Genomic DNA, 17,222 nt, shown 5'->3' with positions numbered 1-17,222 from the left:
GCTTCCTAGCTTCCCACAAAAAAGCCGATGACCTGTACGGACATCGGCTTTTTTGGGTTGAGAAGGAGCAGGGCCCTAGCGGCTGCTGTAGTTGGGCGCCTCGCGGGTAATCTGCACGTCGTGGGGATGCGACTCGCGCAGACCGGCGCCGGTAATGCGCACAAATCGGGCCGTTTGCAGTGCTTCAATAGTAGCGGCACCGCAGTAGCCCATGCCAGCGCGCAGGCCGCCGGCCAGCTGGTACAGCACTTCGGCGGCTAGGCCTTTGTAGGGCACGCGGCCTACAATGCCCTCGGGTACTAGTTTTTTTACATCGTCTTCGGCGTCCTGGAAGTAGCGGTCTTTCGAGCCTTCTTCCATGGCCTCCACGGAGCCCATGCCGCGGTAGCTCTTGTATTTACGGCCTTCGAACAGGGTTACCTCGCCGGGGGCTTCTTCAGTACCGGCCAACAACGAGCCAATCATGATGGTGCCGGCGCCGGCGGCCAGGGCTTTCACAGCGTCGCCGGAGTATTTAATGCCACCATCGGCAATCAGCGGAACGCCGGTGCCTTCCAGGCCGCGGGCGGCTTCCAGCACGGCCGAAAGCTGCGGAACCCCGATACCGGCAATAATGCGAGTGGTGCAGATAGAGCCAGGGCCTACGCCCACTTTCACGCCATCGGCGCCAGCATCAGCGAGGGCACGGGCTCCTTCGGCGGTGGCCACGTTGCCGGCAATAACTTCTAGGTTCGGAAACTTCGACTTGATGTTGCGAACTGCGTCGAGCACGCCTTTGCTGTGGCCATGCGCCGTATCCACGCTTACTACGTCCACACCTGCTTCTACTAGGGCAGCAATGCGGTCAAGTAGGTCGGGCGTAACACCCACGGCTGCTCCTACGCGCAGACGGCCGAACTCGTCTTTGCAGGCGTTGGGCGTGCGGCGGCGCTTCCGAATGTCTTTATACGTGATAAGGCCCACGAGGCGACCTTCGGTATCAACCACAGGCAGCTTCTCAACTTTCGATTCCTGCAGGATATCCTCTGCCAGCGCTTGGTCCGTGCCGGCATCGGCGGTAACCAGGTTTTCGCTGGTCATCACCTCCGTAACGGAGCGCGTCATGTCTTTCTCGAAGCGCAGGTCGCGGTTGGTCAGAATGCCTTTGAGGCGTCGCTCGCCATCCACAATCGGGATGCCCCCGATGTTGTTGTTGCGCATCAGCTTTTTGGCATCGGCGAGGGTAGCGGTTTCTTCCAGCGTGAACGGGTCCAGGATCATGCCGCTCTCTGAGCGCTTTACCCGGCGCACCAACTCGGCCTGAGCCTTAATGCTCATGTTCTTATGGATAAAGCCGATGCCGCCTTCCTGGGCCATGGCAATAGCCATTTCCGCTTCGGTTACGGTGTCCATGGCGGCTGAAACGAAGGGAAGCTTGAGCCGGATGTTGCGGGTAAGCTGGGAGCTGGGGTCGGCGTCGCGGGGCAATACTTCCGAATAACCGGGCAGTAGCAGGACGTCGTCGTAGGTAAGCGCCTCGAAGGCAATTTTGGCAGCGTGGTCGGCCATGGCAACAAGTAGGTTAGGTTCCGCTTATTGCCGGGTAAATTTACGGCGAATATTTGGGTTTGCAGTTTTCACCTGTTGATTTCCCCTCCTCAGGGTATTATTTCTTTGTGAAGAGCGCAGCAAGTAGCCAAGGGAAACAGCCGCAGACACTTGCGAGACGTTGCCTGCCTAGTGAACCTGCTAGCCAGGTGGTTGACTCCCAAGGTTGACCTAGTAAAAACCCTGCTCTGCTTTTCGCGGTTATAGCTTTCTGCCGACTGCCTGAGCAGCGGCCACGTTCCACTATTCCCCTCCGCTATCTATGGCAACCACCAAAAATTGGTTTATTACCGGCGTTAGTACCGGTTTCGGCGCCGCTCTAGCCGAGCTACTCTTAGAGAAAGGCGATAAAGTAGCCGCCACGTTCCGCAAGCAGGAGCAAGCCGACGCATTTACGCAGAAAGCCGGCCAAAACGGCCGCGGCTTTGTGGTTGAAGTAACCGATGAAGCGCAGGTAAAACAAGGCATTGCCGATGCCATTCAGCATTTCGGCCATCTTGATGTGATTGTAAATAACGCGGGCTACGGCTCGTTGGGCAGCATTGAGGAAATTGATGCGGCTGAGGTGCAGCGCCAGTTTGATGTAAATGTATTCGGGCCGCTACACGTGCTGCGGGCCGTGCTGCCCCACCTGCGCGAGCGGAAAAGCGGCCACGTACTAAATATCACCAGCATAGGCGGGCTCAAGACGTTCCCTGGGGTAGGCGTGTACAATGCCAGCAAGTTTGCCCTCGAAGCTATTGGTGAAAGCCTAGCCCAGCAGGTAGCGCCACTTGGCATCAAGGTCACGAACATCGAGCCCAGCGGCTTCCGCACTGATTGGGCTGGCCGCTCCGCATCTTTTGTGGACACAGCCATTGACGATTACCGCGCTACCGTTGGCGAAAACCTAAAGGGCATCCAGAGCTACAGCGGCCGCCAGCCCGGCGACCCGCAGCGGGCCGCCCAAATCATGTACGACTTGGTGCGCCAGGAAAACCCGCCGCTGCACTTGCCCCTGGGCAAAGCTGCCGTGAAAGGTGCCCGCGAGAAATTTACGGCCCTGGTAAAAGACTTGGAGCAAGTTGCCGACCTAGGCGACTCCGCCGATTACCCGGCCGGCGAATAAATAGGCCCGGTTCAAACGAAAAGCCTACCTAGTAAATACTAGGTAGGCTTTTCGTTTGAACCGGGTAGTTGTACCATCTACAAGCCATTCTGCTTTTTGGTGCCCCTGATGGCTTGGGCTTCCAATGGGTTTTCGGGCCAATAGTGCTTGGGGTAGCGGCCGCGCAGTTCTTTGCGCACCTTAAAGTAGCTGCTGGTCCAGAAGCTGCGCAGGTCACGGGTAACCTGGGCGGGGCGATAGCCGGGAGACAGCAGATGCAGTGTGAGCGGCACGCGGCCGCCAGCTACGGTAGGCGTATCAAGCAAACCAAACACTTCCTGCAGACGCACAGCCAGCACGGGCGCGGCGGGGTCAGCATAATCAAGCCGAATGCTGGAGCCTGTAGGTACTTCCAGATGCGAAGGCGCTAGCCGCTCGAGGTCTTGGCGCTGGCTCCAGCCGCCCGGAAGTAACCCTAGCAACGCCTCCGTGAAGTTAATTCGGGCCAGCTCCGCTAAGGATTTTACGCCCGTGAGGTAAGGCCCCAGCCATTCTTCTAACTCAGTCAGCAAAGCTGCATCCGAGACATTGGGCCACTCAGCGGGAAATTGCTGGTGCAGAAACGCCAGCCGCTCGCGCAGGTGGGTGGCAGCCTCACTCCAAGGTAGGCGACCAATACCAGCGGCACGGAGGGCATCCAGCAACGCTGAGGTTATGGCCGCCGGATCAGGGTTGGGTAGGTTGGCATCCGAAAGCACTAGGGCACCCAGCCGCCGCAACCGCCGGGCTGTCACGCGGCCGGCAGCTTCATCCCAGCGCACCTCATCCTTGGTTTCAATTTGCTCCGCGAAAAACTCTTCCAGCTCGGTCCGGCTAAGGGGCGCGGCTAAGCTAGCCCGCGGTTGCGCGGCAATACCATCGAGGGCGGCCACGGCAAAAAACACCTCTTGCTGACTGAAATACTCTGCCGGCAGTGTGGCGCGCTGACCGCTCAAGAGGCGTACTCGCTCAGTCGTTTCGCGTTGGGCCAGGCGGTCGGGGTAGGCAAACGCAGCAAGCAGGCCGGCTATATCTGGTTCTATATTGCCTTTGGCGCCTGAGCGGTTGCGGAGCACAGCAGCGGCTTCTCGCACGCGCCGGACCGCAGCAGCATCGGGCATGAGGCCGGGGAGGGGAGCCCGGCCAGTGGCCAGCGCTTCCAGGCGCAACCGCAAATCAGGGGGGCCAAACGAGCCGTCGGCGGGCCGCAGGATATCACGCTCCGTAAGCAGCGCCGCCAGTGCACACGCCGTAGCGCCCTGCCCAATTTCCTGCCCTCGCACCACCAAATGAGCCAGGCGAGGAGCAAGGCCTAGTCCAGCCAAGGCGCGGCCGTGAGCGGTTGGGTGCCCCTCGGGGGCTAGGGCTTGCAGGCGCACCAGCAGCTCGCGGGCCTGGGCCAGGGCTGGTGCCGGCGGGGCATCAAGCCACCGAAGCGCAGTAGCATCTCGGGTGCCCCACAGGGCCAGCTCCAGGGCTAGCGGGCTGAGGTCGGCGGTGAGGATTTCCGGGGCTAGGTGGTGGGGCAGTTCGCGGTATTCGGCTTCGGTCCAGAGGCGGTAGCAGGTGCCCGGGCCCAGGCGACCGGCGCGGCCCCGGCGCTGATCGGCGGCGGCTTGGCTCACGGGCTCAGTGCCGAGAGTAGTGAGGCCGGTGCGCGGCTCAAAGCGCGGAACCCGGGCGTAGCCCCCGTCCACCACAATGGTCACGCCTTCAATGGTCAGGCTGGTTTCGGCGATACTGGTAGCTAGTACAACTTTGCGTCGGCCGGCCGGAGCGGGGCGCAACGCGGCATCTTGCTGCTCAGCGGGTAGCTCGCCGTGCAGCGTGTGCACCTCAATGTGGGCCGGCAGGCTAGCAAGCTTGTCGGCTACCCGGCGCTGGTCGGCGAGGCCCGGCAGAAATACCAGTACGTCGCCGGTAGGGTGGTGCTGCAAGGCTTCGCGAATGATAATAGGCGTCAGGTCCTGAAGCTTTTCGTGCGGGCGGCGCGACACGGTGGCGGCCCGTTGGGGCGTGAGGTAGTGGGTCTCGACGGGGAACATGCGGCCCTGGCTGCTCACTACGGGGGCGCTCAACCAGGCACCCAGCCGCTCGGCATCTAGCGTAGCCGACATCACCAGAATGCGCAAATCTGGCCGCAGTACACTCTGCGCATCTAGAGCTAACGCTAGGCCCAAATCGGCCTGCAGGCTTCGCTCATGAAACTCATCAAACAGCACAGCCGCTACTCCTTCCAGCGCGGGGTCATCCTGAAGTTGGCGCGTCAGGATAACTTCGGTTACTACCTCAATGCGGGTTTTGGCCGAGACCTTGCTTTCCAGGCGCATGCGGTAGCCTACGGTTTGGCCTACGGGCTCACCTAGTAATTGGGCCATGCGCGTAGCAGCGGCCCTGGCGGCTAATCGTCGCGGCTCTAGCACTAGAATGCGGCCACCCTCTCGCCAGGCAGCATCCAGCAACGCCAACGGAACGATGGTGGTTTTGCCGGCTCCGGGAGGCGCTTGCAGCACTGCCACGCTGGAAGTAGCAAGCGTTTGAAGCAACTCAGGCAGGGCATCAAGGATAGGAAGCGCAGGAAATTGCAAGGCAGCAGAGGCAGTTTGAGTGAGAAAGCAGGCTAGTAACTGGTGCCCGCCGGAAGCAGAATACTGGATTAATACACGGCCACCGACGGATCGACGCGCATGCTCCAGGCGTGAATACCGCCGCGCAGGTTGAGCAGGTTAGTGAGCTCGTGGCGGTGCTGCAAATACGCCAGCGCCTGCATGGAGCGCACGCCGTGGTGGCAGATGAGCACCGTGGGGCGGTCGGGGTCAATTTCCTCGGCGCGGCTGGCTAGCTCGCCCAGCGGAATCAGCACGCTGCCCTCAATGCGACAATACGCAAACTCCTCCGGCTGGCGCACATCAATCAGCTGCAGGTCGTCGCCGCGTTGTAGGCGGGCGTGCAAATCTTCGGGCGTGAGTTCGGGAAGCATATAGGAACTAGGAAAGAAATAGAAAGTGCCGAGGTAAACTGCAAAATTACCCTAATGCTCGTTAGCTTTGACCAACGAATGGGCCTGCTGTGCGAGCAGGTGCTGGGCGGTGCGTTTTTCAGTTGTATTCTGTGTTGCAGTCGTTGTACGAGTTCTGGACTGCCGCTGCCGGCGGTAGCCCGCTGGAGTGGGTGGCCGTGTTAACCGGTTTTGCGTGTGTGTGGCTGGCGGCCCGTGAGTCGTTGTGGAATTTCCCGGTGGCTATTGTGAGCTGCGGCTTGTACGTGCTGGTATATTACCGCGCTCAACTGTTCTCCGACAGCTTTCTGCAGACCATGTTCATTGCCCTAAGCCTGTATGGCTGGTATGAATGGCTGTATGGCGGCCGCAGCCGCACCCCGCTGCAGGTTTCGCGCACCAGCCGCCTGGAGTGGCTTGGCTGCACCGGGTTTGTGCTCGCATACACCCTAGGCGTGGGCTACTACCTGCAGCATCATACCAAAGCCGCCCTCCCGCACTGGGATAGTTTTACCACGGCCATGAGTCTGGCTGCGCAGTACCTGCTCATGCGCAAACGCCTGGAAAACTGGTGGCTGTGGGTGCTGGTAGATATTATTTATGTGCCCATTCTGTGGTACAAGCAGCTGTACCCAACCAGCGCCTTGTATGCCCTGTACCTGGGGCTGGCCGTGTATGGCTACATCGAATGGCGGCGTACCCTGCGTCGGCAGCAGCAGGCATCCACTTCTGAGTTTCAAGCTGCCTAGTCATGCTCCGAGTAGCACTAACCGGACCCGAATCGACGGGCAAAACCACCCTGAGCCGCTTACTGGCTGAGCACTATCACACCACGTGGGCTCCTGAATTTGCCCGCCATTATCTAGAAGAGCGCGGCCCTAACTACACGCTCAGCGACCTGGAAGAAATAGCCCACGGGCAGTTGCAGGCCGAGGAAGAGGCCGCCGAGCGGGCCGCGCAGCAGCAGCGCCCCGTCATGTTCTGCGACACGGACCTGCTGGTTATCAAAATATGGTCGGAGCACGCGTTTGGGCACTGCCCCGAGTGGATCAGAAGGCGCATTGAGCTGCAGCGCTATAACCTAGTACTGCTCCTGAACGTGGATTTGCCTTGGTACCCCGATCCGCTGCGTGAGCATCCCAATCATCGGCAGTATTTCTATGAGCTGTACCAGCGTGAACTTCGCGACCAGTTCTCGAACTTTGCCGAAATAAGTGGCAGCCCAGAGCGGCGGCTAGAGCAAGCCTGCTTTCACGTAGATCTGTTGCTTGAGCGTACCTGAGGTAACGGAGCCACCTGCTAGCCCTGGTAGGGCCGGCAACCATGAAGAATTATCTTTTCGGTGATTTTTTCGTTTGGCTACTCACGCTACCTATACGCCCACTGCTTTTTGTATCTATTAGATGACCTACTACCTCGAAAATGAGCACTGCCGCGTGGGTATCAACTCGCACGGTGCTGAGCTCAGCAGCTTTATTCGCAAAGACCTCGATAACCTGGAGTACATCTGGCCGGCTGATGCAGCATTCTGGAACCGCCACGCGCCGGTGTTGTTCCCCATTGTAGGGCGCTTGCCGCACGATCAGTACACCCACTTGGGCCAGACGTACACCCTAGGCCAGCACGGTTTCGCCCGCGACCAAGAGTTTCAGGTACAAGACCACTCCGGCACGGCCGTGGCGTTTGAGCTGCGCGCTACCCCCGCAACTCAGGCCAAGTACCCCTTCGAGTTTACCTTGCGCATTACCTACCGCCTGGCCGGGCCTACGCTTACTATTGGGTGGGAAGTGCTAAACCCCGGCAGCGGCGAACTACTGTTCAGCATTGGGGCGCACCCGGCCTTCCGCTGCCCGCTTGTGGAGGGGGAGACGTTCGAGGACTACGAGTTTGTATTCGACCACCCCGTTACGGCCGAGCGTTACTTGCTGGAGGGCGGCCTGCTCACGGGCCAGACGGAGCCACTGCTCAATAACCAAGATACCTTACCGCTCAGCTACGCACTATTTGCGCAGGATGCGCTAGTACTAAAGCATTTCGATTTTACCCATCTCACGCTGCGCAGCCGCCGTTCCGGCCGGGCCGTGCGGCTGCGGTTTGATGGCTTTCCCTACCTAGGCCTCTGGACCAAAGCCGAGGGGGCTCCGTTTGTGTGTATCGAGCCCTGGCAGGGTATTGCCAGCTCCACTACCGGCTCCCCGGAGCTGGCCGAAAAAGAAGGCATTCTGAGCTTGCAGCCCGGCCAGCAGTTTCTTACTTCCTACAGCATTACCGTTGAGTAACACGTTCATGACTTCCGAGATTATCATCCGCCCGATCAATTCGGTCGATACCTACCCACTTCGCCACCAAGTGCTCTGGCCCCAGGAGTCAGTGGACTATGTAAAGCTAAACCAAGACGAGCAGGGCCACCACTTCGGGGCTTTCCGCAACGGTAAGCTGGTTTCCGTTATTTCCCTGTTCATCGACGGCAATGTGGCCCGGTTCCGCAAATTCGCCACTCGCCCCGATTGCCAAGGGCAGGGCATTGGCTCCCAGCTATTGCGCCGCGTGTTGGACGAAGCCCGCGAAAAAGGTGCCCAGCGCATCTGGTGCGATGCCCGGGCCGTAAATGAGGCCTTCTACCGCGCCTTTGGCCTGGAGCCCGAAGGCAATCGTTTTTACCGCGGTACCATTCCGTATATGCGCATGGCCAAGGACTTGTAAGGAGCCAGAGGCGCTTTGCTACTACCAGAAGAGCCGCGAGCCAGACCACAGGAGGTCAGCTCGCGGCTCTTCTGGTTTATATTTCCAGCGGTACCTTGGGCCGGCGGTTATAGTCCGGCTCCCAGTCGTTTATGGGCCTCGATATTCCCGGTGGCAGGTCGAAATCCGGCAGCCCATCATCTAGTGGCTCGCCTCCGTCATCATCGTTATCGGAAGCGGGCGGGTGATGAAAGCGCCGGCGGGGAAGCACAAGCAAAAGCCCAGTGAACACTAGTACCACGAGCAGATAGAGAAGGCTGGTGATGGTCATGGCGGGGAGAGCTGAAGGAGCAATGACGGGATGACAATAAAGCAGCAGGCTACAGAACAGAAACGCACATGCCCGGCGGGTGGTTTTCTCCGAGAGGCTTTTTATTCGCTTCAGCCAGGTGTAAGTGTAATTTACTTGATTATCAGCAAACAAAGCACCCTCGGAGGCGGGTTTTATTAAGAATCTGACCTAGGCTAGTGCTAAACTGAAAACTTCCCGCTTACCTTTGCCTCAGAAGTTTTAGGGGTGCCACGCCGCAAGCGCGAGGCTGAGATCATACCCATTGAACCTGCCCGGGTAATGCCGGCGAAGGGAACAAACGATCCGCGAGCGAAAAACCGAAGGTGCCGACCCCTGGCATCCGGTCCGTTCCACCTTTTCCATTTTTCATCCTTGAAAAATTTATTGACAACCGGAGTAGCCTTGCTGGCATTCTCCGGTACGGCATGGGCGCAAGGCCCCGTGTCCGGACAGGTTACCGATGCGCGCACCGGAACCCCACTGCCTGGTGCCACCATTTTGCTTGACGGTGCCGCTAGCGCCGCAACTGACGCCGCTGGTACCTTTTTGCTACCAACCGTGCCAGCTGGCTCCCATGAGTTGCGCATTACCTTTCTGGGGTATGAGGCCCTAGTGCAGCGCCTAGAGGGACAGAATGCAGCACAGCGCCTGACCCCATCTCTGCAGGCTGGTGGCGTGCTCACCAGCGAGGCACTTGTACTGGCCTCTCGGGCCAATGAGCGCACGGCCACGGCTTACACCAACGTAAGCAAAGAGGAACTGGCCAAGCGCAATTTCGGGCAGGACTTGCCGTATCTGCTCGACCAGACGCCTTCCGTGGTCGTGAATTCCGATGCCGGCGCTGGAGTAGGCTACACCGATATCCGCATTCGGGGCATCAGCAACACGGGCATCAACATGACCATTAACGGCGTGCCCCTAAACGATGCGGAGTCGCACGGCTCGTTTCTGGTGAACCTGCCGGATCTGTCGTCGTCCATCAGCAGCTTGCAGGTGCAGCGGGGGGTAGGAACCAGCCAGAACGGTGGGGCCGCTTTCGGGGCCAGCCTTAATATTTCCACCCTCGAAAGCCGCCAGCAAGCTTACGCCCAAACCCAGAACACGTTTGGCTCTTTCAACACTTGGAAAAACAACGTGTCGTTTGGTACGGGGCTGCTTGGCAAGCACTTCACCGTCGATGGTCGCCTTTCGCGCATTGCCACCGATGGGTACGTGAAGCGGGGCGCCTCAGACCTGAAATCGTACTACCTCGCCGCAGGCTACCAAGGCAAGAACACGCTGCTCAAGTTCATTACTTTCTCAGGCCGCGAGAAAACCTATCAGGCCTGGAACGGCGTGCCCGAGCCTGCCATTACCGGCGACCGAACGTTGCTGCAGCAGTACATTGATAACGGAGAGCTTTCGGAGGCGGATGCCGCCCGAGCTTTGCAGGAAGGCCGCCGCTACAGCTACTACACCTACGACAACCAGACCGATAACTATAAGCAAAACCACTACCAGCTTCACCTCTCGCAGGGGTTGGGCCAAGATTGGAACCTAGGCGTCGCCCTGCACCTTACCCGCGGCTTTGGCTACTACGAAAGCTACCGCGCCAACCGCAAGCTGGTGGAGTACGGTCTGGAGAACGTAGTGCTGGGTGATACCACTATCAAGCGCTCTAACCTGATTGACCGCAAGTGGCTCGATAACTATTTCTACGGCGGCACCTTTGCGCTGAACTACCAGCCCAAGGAAAACGATAAGTTACAGGCCACGCTGGGTGGCGCCTGGAACCGCTTCACCAACGACCACTACGGCGAGGTAATCTGGGCGCAGTATGCTTCCAACAGCAATATCCGGCAGCGCTACTACTTCAACGACGCCCTCAAAACCGACTTCAATGCCTACGCCCGCGCTACCTGGCAGGTGCTGCCCAAGCTGGGGGTGTACGGCGATGTTCAGCTTCGCCGCATTGCGTACAATATTGATGGGGTAGAGGATGACCAGAACGACGTGACCACCCGCGCCCGCTACACCTTCTTCAATCCCAAAGCCGGCGCTACTTTCTCGCTCAGCGAGCATCAGCAGCTGTACGCCAGCTACGCCGTGGGCCAGCGCGAGCCCGTTCGCTCCGACTTTACGGACCGCCCTGCCGGCGATAGAAGCGCCAAAGCCGAGCGCCTGCAGGATGTTGAAGCGGGCTACCGCCTCTCATTGCCGAACACTACTTTGCTGGGAACCGGCACCGCAGTTCGGTTTGAGGCCAACTACTTCTACATGAAGTACCGCAATCAACTGGTAGCTACCGGCCAGCTGAACGACGTGGGCACGGCCCTGCGCACCAATGCGCCGCGCAGCTACCGTACCGGCGTGGAACTGACGGGCTTTGCGTCGGCTAACGACAAGCTCAGCCTCAGCAGCACGCTTACGCTCAGCCGCAACCGCATCCTGGACTTTCAGCAGGTGATATATGATGCCGACTACAACCCGATAACTGCGTCGGAGGGGCGCACCACCACCATTTCCTATTCGCCCTCGGTGGTATCGGCGCATACCTTGGAGGGGCAGCCGCTGCGGGGGCTGCGTCTGGCGCTGCTCTACAAAACTGTCAGCCGCCAGTACCTCGATAATTCGGCTAGCTACGAGCGGCGCATAAAGCCCTATCAGGTACTGGATTTCCGGGCGCGCTATGCCTTCCAGCCCAAGTTCGTGAAGGAAATAGAGCTAGGGCTGCTAGTAAATAACGTGCTCAACCGCAAGTATGTAGCCAATGGCTATACCTATGGCTACCCCGGCGCCGATGGGCAGCAGCAAACCTTTAACTGGTATTTCCCGCAAGCTACCCGCAACATATTGGCCTCCGTGGGGGTTACCTTCTAGAGGATAAAAAAGCAGGATTTATTTTAAATAAAGTAGCATAAACCTATCTTTCGGCATAAGCTTTGTAGATGAGCTTACCACTGATATTTCCCGGCCGGGAATCTGCCTTCTGGCCGTTTGTCGGTGTCTGAGTCGCCGGTGGGTCTTCGGCATTCCCGACCCGGCTCTGTGGCACCCCGAAACCCTGACCAGCCCCCTTCCTGGTCAGGGTTTTTCGTTGGCAGAGAGGTAGCACCTCTAGTCGGAGGTCCGTAGCGAAATTCCTATCTTTGAGAAGTAAACCCACCCAATTTCTCGTTATGTCTTCCCAAGCTGACGTTCTTTCAACCAAGGCCCAGGTGCAGCGCAACAAAGGCTCCCTGAATGCCGCGGGCTTCACTGACTACTATGATATCGACGGCCTGCTGACCGAAGAGCACAAGCTCATCCGGCAAAGCATCCGCGACTTCGTGAAAAAAGAAATATCGCCCAATGTAGAGAAGTGGGCTCAGGACGCGCATTTCCCCTCGGAGATTGTGCGCAAGTTTGGCGAAGTAGGTGCCTTTGGCCCCACCATTCCGACGGAATATGGCGGCGGCGGCCTCGACTACATCAGCTACGGCCTGATTATGCAGGAAATTGAGCGCGGCGACTCCGGCATGCGCTCTACGGCCTCGGTGCAGGGCTCTCTAGTAATGTACCCCATCTACCAGTACGGCTCCGAAGAGCAGCGCCGCAAGTTCCTGCCCAAGCTGGCCTCCGGCGAGTGGCTTGGCTGCTTCGGCCTCACGGAGCCCGACCACGGCTCAAACCCTGGTGGCATGACCACCAACATCAAGGACATGGGGGATTACTACCTCCTGAACGGCGCCAAACTCTGGATCAGCAACTCGCCTGAGTCCCATGTGGCCGTGGTGTGGGCCAAAGACGACAACGGCCGCATCCGGGGCGTTATCGTGGAGCGGGGCATGGAAGGCTTTACTACCCCCGAAATTCATAACAAGTGGAGCCTGCGCGCCAGCATTACCGGCGAGCTGGTGTTCGAGGATGTGAAAATCCCGAAAGAAAACATTCTGCCCAACATCGACGGCCTCAAAGGCCCATTGAGCTGCCTCGACTCGGCCCGCTACGGCATTGCCTGGGGTGCGCTGGGTGCCGCTATTGATTGCTACGAGTCGGCCCTGAAGTATTCCTTGCAGCGCGAGCAGTTCGGCAAGCCCATTGCTTCGTTCCAGCTCCAGCAGAAGAAGCTGGCCGAAATGATTACTGAAATCACGAAGGCCCAATTGATGGTGTGGCGCCTGGGTATGCTCAAAAACGAAGGCAAGGCTACCTCCGCCCAGATTTCGATGGCCAAGCGTAACTCGGTAGAAATTGCCCTGGAAATTGCCCGTGAAGCCCGCCAGATTCATGGCGGCATGGGCATTACTGGCGAGTACCCCATCATGCGCCACATGATGAACCTAGAATCAGTGGTGACTTACGAGGGCACCCACGACATCCACCTGCTCATTACCGGCGCCGATATCACCGGGATTCAGGCGTTTAAGTAAGCTAGTGAGCTAGTAGATACTAAAACGGCCGCTCTGGAAACAGGGCGGTCGTTTTTTATTGTGTGTATTTTCTTCCATAAAAAGCAGGCTTGCTCTGGTTGCTACCTGCTAGCACACTAGCCCTCTACGAGGGGGTAAGTACTAGGTCCTTTTTGGGAGTGAGCAGGCGCTTGGCTAGGCGCCAGGCCGTCGGTAGTTTGGAGGCCAAAGACAGCAAGCGTTGCGGGTTCAGCAAGCTGTGCGGTACTCCGAGGTAGCGGCCGAGGTAGTGGGCTAGCTCCGGCTGCGGCACCCGCCAGAAGGAGGAGCCAGGGGTGACTACCAGCTTATCGAGTACGGGAATTCCCTGTAGCTTTTCGCTGGGCATGTGCCAGATGGGCAAGTTCAGGTCGGAGTCGCGGACGTCAGAATAGCGGTAGGCGGTCCACATGCGCCGGATAAACGGTTGGGCGTCTAGCTTGGGGCGCTGCAGCGAGTTATAGGCTGGTATGGTGATGTATTCGTCGTTATCGAAGATGCTTTCTTGGTTGCAGAAGCGGGGCGGTTGATGCTTATACGTGCTTATTATGTGGTTCCATTGCTGAGCTATGGTGGCTATGAGCTCCCTAAAGCAGCCCCGAGTGCCACCTACCAATTCGCCGCCGTAGTAGTAGGGCGCCGCTTCCGGGAACTCAGGGAACAGCTGCCGGTACAGGTCGCCCATATCGCGGCGGCTAAGCCCAAAAATCTTATCGTCGGGACCGGAACTCATATCATACAGCAGCAAAGAGCCGGAGCCTACGGCCGCTTCCAGTTCAGCAGAATTCCGGGTCCAGACGCAGTCCGAGTCCAGCAATAAGCTGCAGTCGGCGGCCTGCGGCCCAGACAGGGCACTCATAACCTCGAGCTTATAGAACCCGTTGCGAAATTTGCCCGAGAAGTTTGCCGGAGGCTGGTACTGCTCAAACTCCATCTCCTGAATCCGGACGCCCAATCCACGCAGAAACTCGCGGTAATCGGTGCCATGCCACACGGTGGGGCTCTTGTCGTTGGTGTAGAGTACATGGCCCGCCGTAGGATTGCAGCGGGTTGACGTAGCAAAAAACACCATCGCACATTGCCAATATACCCGGCGACGCTGGTTGGCGGTTACATCCTGAAGCTGGTCATAATAGGAGGCCGGATGGCGCGCATCATCAACACAAAGGCTCGTCACAATATCCATCATATAAATGCCTTAAAGTGAGAAAGATAAGATAGGTAAAATAGTAGTGGATATGAAAATTACTTTTTAGAATATGGTAATATCGTTCCTATATAGTGTAGCGTACTCCTTTGGATACAAGCAAGCCGAACCTGCCGTAAGGTGTGGTGAGTGTGCTGAGCGGTGATTCAGCACTCGTTTAGTGTAAGCAGACGGAAGTCGAAGTCGATTAAAACGACATTCGGCTATACCGACAAGAAAAGTTGTGGCGAGTCGGTGTATTTTACGGCCTCAATCTTTCTTGCACGCTATGTCCACGTCTACGCCCGAGTCTTTGGTTTTACTTGAATGCTTGGTAGCTGGTACCACCCACCGCCAGGGCCTGCGCGAGTACGAGCCACGTTTGCAACCTACTCAGGAACTGGCCCTGCAACGCGAGGCCGACAGCACCTACGACGACTGGGCCGTGCGCGTGCTTACCACTGGCCCCGACGCGTTCTGGCTGGGCTACCTGCCCGAAGGCCGCAACGAAACCGTGGCTCGTTTGCTGGATGCGGGTTACCCGCTAACGGCCCGCCTTACCCATAAAGCCTGGGAAGACGAGTGGTTGCACCTGGAAATTGAGGTTTTACTAGGGCAATAATAGCCGCAAACTGCTAGAGTGAGTCGGCTAGGCGCAGCACTTCTTCGCGGGCGGCCAGAATTTCTGGCGCATCGGGGAAAGTATGCTGCACCCATTGCGTGAAGCCGCTTACCATTTCGCCTACGGCCTGGCGGTTGCTGGCGGGGGCAGCCTCCGTGGCGGCTGTTTCAGCCTCCGTAAGCACCGGAAAGGCTTCCTCCAGCCCAATCTGACTCATTACATCCGATACGAACACCATGCCGCACACCTGCATACCTTGGTAGAGCTGCACCAGCTCCGGCATGGTAAGCGTGAGCTGCTCCTGGGCACGTACCCGGCTCAGGTGCTCAATAAGCGGCTCCAGCGCTTGGGGCTGCAGGTTGGGGAGTTGGCTTACTGCCTGCAGAAACGGATGTCCTTCGTTGGAAGGCAGGCTATGTACTAGCAGCAGGGCCAACCGTAGCATTTGCAGCTGCGGCTCTGAAAGGCGCAGGTTGGCGGCCGGTACTGGAGACGGCTTGGCCGCTAGTAGCGCCGCAAAAGCCTCCTCGATTTGGAGGCGGTGCAGGCCTAGTGAAGCGGTGCCAATCGGCGCCGGAACGTGCTCTTCCAGTGTAGTTAAAAAAGCACCGCTCAGCTCCAGGCAATAAGTTTTCAGGTGTTCTAGCTGCGCAGTCGTAATCTGCATTTGCTGCCGCACATAGCCTAGCACGGGAGCCGCCAAAGAGGTTTCCAAGGTAAGCCGGCCTAGTAGCAGCAGGTGATAAACGCCCAGCGGTTCGGCGCGCAAGGAGGCCAGTAGGTCAGCGTGCGTCTGAATTAGGTTTAGCTTCTGAACATCAGCGGTGGTAAGCTGTGCCAGTTGGCTGAGAGGGGCCGCTTCGGGGTGGCTAAGCAGCTCGGCCGCGGCCATGCCGTGCAGGCTCAGGCAGTGGGCTAGCTGGTCGTAAAAGTCAGAAGGAAGGGCATCAAGCCAAGAAGCAGCAGACATAGAGGCAGAGCAGATGAAGCCGCAAGTTAGGCCGGATTTTAAACCTAGGTAAGTTGGGCGCAGATGAGAAGCTAGTGTTTTGCTAATGGCATTAGTTAAATAGGTATTGGGTAATATTTTTTGCTAAAAAAGGCACCAACCCAGCCCCCGAACTGTTACCTTTCGACACGCTGAATTACTTGTACGCTTATGCGCGAATCGTATATGACTGGTGGCAAAGACCACATGGACGCCACCGAAAAGGACATCGATAAGGCCTTGCGGCCCCTTTCCTTCGATGACTTTACCGGCCAGGGCAAGGTAGTAGAAAACCTGAAAGTGTTTGTGGCCGCCGCCAAGCACCGTGGCGAGGCCCTCGACCACGTATTGCTGCACGGGCCTCCCGGCCTAGGTAAAACCACGCTCTCGCACATTATTGCCAACGAGTTGGAGTCAGGCATCAAAATGACCAGCGGTCCTGTGCTCGATAAGCCTTCGGACCTGGCGGGCCTGCTCACGAACCTGGAACCGAACGATGTGCTGTTCATCGATGAAATTCACCGCCTGAACCCGGTAGTGGAAGAGTACCTGTACTCGGCCATGGAGGATTACCGCATCGATATTATGCTCGATTCGGGTCCGAACGCGCGGTCAGTTCAGATTTCGTTGTCGCCGTTTACGCTTATTGGGGCTACCACGCGCTCTGGTATGCTTACCTCGCCGCTGCGGGCCCGTTTTGGTATCAGCTCCCGCCTCGAGTATTATGATTCCAAGTTGCTGACTTCGATTGTGCTGCGCTCGGCCGAAATCCTGGGCACGCCCATTTATGAGGATGCTGCCTTCGAAATTGCCCGTCGTTCGCGCGGTACGCCGCGTATTGCCAACAACCTGCTGCGCCGCACCCGCGACTTCGCCCAGATTAAAGGTACCGGCACCATCACGCAGGAAATTGCGCAGTTTGCCCTCAACGCCCTCGACGTAGACCAGAACGGCCTCGACGAAATGGACATCCGCATTCTGAGCACCATTATCGATAAGTTCAAGGGCGGCCCCGTTGGCCTCAGCACTATTGCCACGGCCTGCGGCGACGAAGCCGAAACCATCGAGGAAGTGTACGAGCCTTTTCTGATTCAGGAAGGCTTCATCAAGCGTACCTCTCGTGGCCGCGAAGCCACGGAGCTAGCCTATCAGCACCTCGGCCGCACAATGCCCCAACATTTGCGCGGTAATACCGGTACACCGGGCGAGCTGTTTAGTTAACACTTTTGCATCACACTATTGAAGCGGCGAAGAGCATGAAAGTGCTTTTCG

Annotated in this window: 15 protein-coding genes and 1 riboswitch; of the genes, 9 read left to right on the top strand and 6 right to left on the bottom strand. The window is 58.2% G+C overall.

Annotated features, from left to right (window positions below; translation table 11 throughout):
- Positions 1-75 precede the first annotated feature (75 nt).
- Positions 76-1,548 (bottom strand): IMP dehydrogenase, encoded by a 1,473-nt coding sequence (gene guaB, locus ACYVHC_RS07035; RefSeq protein ID WP_460612959.1) that lies wholly within the window; start codon positions 1,546-1,548, stop codon positions 76-78.
- A 301-nt stretch (positions 1,549-1,849) separates the two neighbouring features.
- On the opposite strand from guaB, the gene ACYVHC_RS07030 reads away from it, so the two are divergent.
- Entirely contained in the window at positions 1,850-2,695 is an 846-nt protein-coding gene (locus ACYVHC_RS07030) for a Rossmann-fold NAD(P)-binding domain-containing protein (protein ID WP_460612958.1), read from the top strand.
- A 77-nt stretch (positions 2,696-2,772) separates the two neighbouring features.
- On the opposite strand, the gene hrpB is transcribed toward ACYVHC_RS07030, so the two are convergent.
- On the bottom strand, positions 2,773-5,301 hold the full coding sequence (gene hrpB, locus ACYVHC_RS07025) for an ATP-dependent RNA helicase (RefSeq protein WP_460612957.1): 2,529 nt from the start codon (positions 5,299-5,301) through the stop codon (positions 2,773-2,775).
- 68 nt (positions 5,302-5,369) lie between these two features.
- Positions 5,370-5,693 (bottom strand): rhodanese-like domain-containing protein, encoded by a 324-nt coding sequence (locus ACYVHC_RS07020; protein ID WP_460612956.1) that lies wholly within the window; start codon positions 5,691-5,693, stop codon positions 5,370-5,372.
- A 131-nt stretch (positions 5,694-5,824) separates the two neighbouring features.
- Here ACYVHC_RS07020 and pnuC point away from each other — a divergent pair, with 131 nt between their 5' ends.
- The 4 genes from pnuC (at position 5,825) to ACYVHC_RS07000 (ending at position 8,414) form a co-directional block, all read left to right on the top strand.
- Positions 5,825-6,460, top strand: coding sequence for a nicotinamide riboside transporter PnuC (gene pnuC / locus ACYVHC_RS07015; RefSeq protein ID WP_460612955.1), 636 nt, complete (start codon positions 5,825-5,827; stop codon positions 6,458-6,460).
- Between the two features lie 2 nt (positions 6,461-6,462).
- Positions 6,463-6,993, top strand: a complete 531-nt coding sequence (locus tag ACYVHC_RS07010; protein WP_460612954.1) for an AAA family ATPase — start codon at positions 6,463-6,465, stop codon at positions 6,991-6,993.
- Positions 6,994-7,114: 121 nt separating this feature from the next.
- Entirely contained in the window at positions 7,115-7,990 is an 876-nt protein-coding gene (locus ACYVHC_RS07005; RefSeq protein ID WP_460612953.1) for an aldose 1-epimerase family protein, read from the top strand.
- 7 nt (positions 7,991-7,997) lie between these two features.
- Entirely contained in the window at positions 7,998-8,414 is a 417-nt protein-coding gene (locus ACYVHC_RS07000) for a GNAT family N-acetyltransferase (RefSeq protein ID WP_460612952.1), read from the top strand.
- A gap of 76 nt (positions 8,415-8,490) precedes the next feature.
- Here the strand turns inward: ACYVHC_RS07000 and ACYVHC_RS06995 are convergent, their stop codons facing one another.
- Positions 8,491-8,724, bottom strand: coding sequence for a hypothetical protein (locus ACYVHC_RS06995; RefSeq protein WP_460612951.1), 234 nt, complete (start codon positions 8,722-8,724; stop codon positions 8,491-8,493).
- 232 nt (positions 8,725-8,956) lie between these two features.
- A riboswitch (TPP riboswitch) is annotated at positions 8,957-9,057 on the top strand.
- A 60-nt stretch (positions 9,058-9,117) separates the two neighbouring features.
- Here ACYVHC_RS06995 and ACYVHC_RS06990 point away from each other — a divergent pair.
- Together ACYVHC_RS06990 and ACYVHC_RS06985 are read left to right on the top strand one after the other, a co-directional pair.
- Positions 9,118-11,604 carry a TonB-dependent receptor gene (locus tag ACYVHC_RS06990; protein WP_460612950.1) on the top strand — a complete coding sequence of 829 codons (2,487 nt, stop codon included), beginning with the start codon at positions 9,118-9,120 and terminating at the stop codon, positions 11,602-11,604.
- 299 nt (positions 11,605-11,903) lie between these two features.
- A complete protein-coding gene (locus tag ACYVHC_RS06985) occupies positions 11,904-13,136 on the top strand; it encodes an acyl-CoA dehydrogenase family protein (protein ID WP_460612949.1) in 1,233 nt (410 codons plus the stop codon).
- 124 nt (positions 13,137-13,260) lie between these two features.
- On the opposite strand, the gene ACYVHC_RS06980 is transcribed toward ACYVHC_RS06985, so the two are convergent.
- Complete coding sequence (locus ACYVHC_RS06980) at positions 13,261-14,343, bottom strand: hypothetical protein (protein ID WP_460612948.1); 1,083 nt, start codon at positions 14,341-14,343, stop codon at positions 13,261-13,263.
- Between the two features lie 286 nt (positions 14,344-14,629).
- Here ACYVHC_RS06980 and ACYVHC_RS06975 point away from each other — a divergent pair, with 286 nt between their 5' ends.
- Positions 14,630-14,962, top strand: coding sequence for an HIRAN domain-containing protein (locus ACYVHC_RS06975; RefSeq protein WP_460612947.1), 333 nt, complete (start codon positions 14,630-14,632; stop codon positions 14,960-14,962).
- A gap of 13 nt (positions 14,963-14,975) precedes the next feature.
- Here ACYVHC_RS06975 and ACYVHC_RS06970 read toward each other — a convergent pair whose 3' ends face one another.
- A complete protein-coding gene (locus ACYVHC_RS06970) occupies positions 14,976-15,932 on the bottom strand; it encodes a hypothetical protein (protein ID WP_460612946.1) in 957 nt (318 codons plus the stop codon).
- Positions 15,933-16,121: 189 nt separating this feature from the next.
- Between ACYVHC_RS06970 and ruvB the strand changes: the two genes are divergently transcribed.
- Complete coding sequence (ruvB, locus tag ACYVHC_RS06965; RefSeq protein ID WP_460612945.1) at positions 16,122-17,171, top strand: Holliday junction branch migration DNA helicase RuvB; 1,050 nt, start codon at positions 16,122-16,124, stop codon at positions 17,169-17,171.
- Positions 17,172-17,222 lie beyond the last annotated feature (51 nt).

It is taken from the genome of Hymenobacter seoulensis, assembly GCF_054780535.1.
Note: the sequence above shows the minus strand (reverse complement) of the source record. Positions and strands in the feature narration are given on the sequence as shown.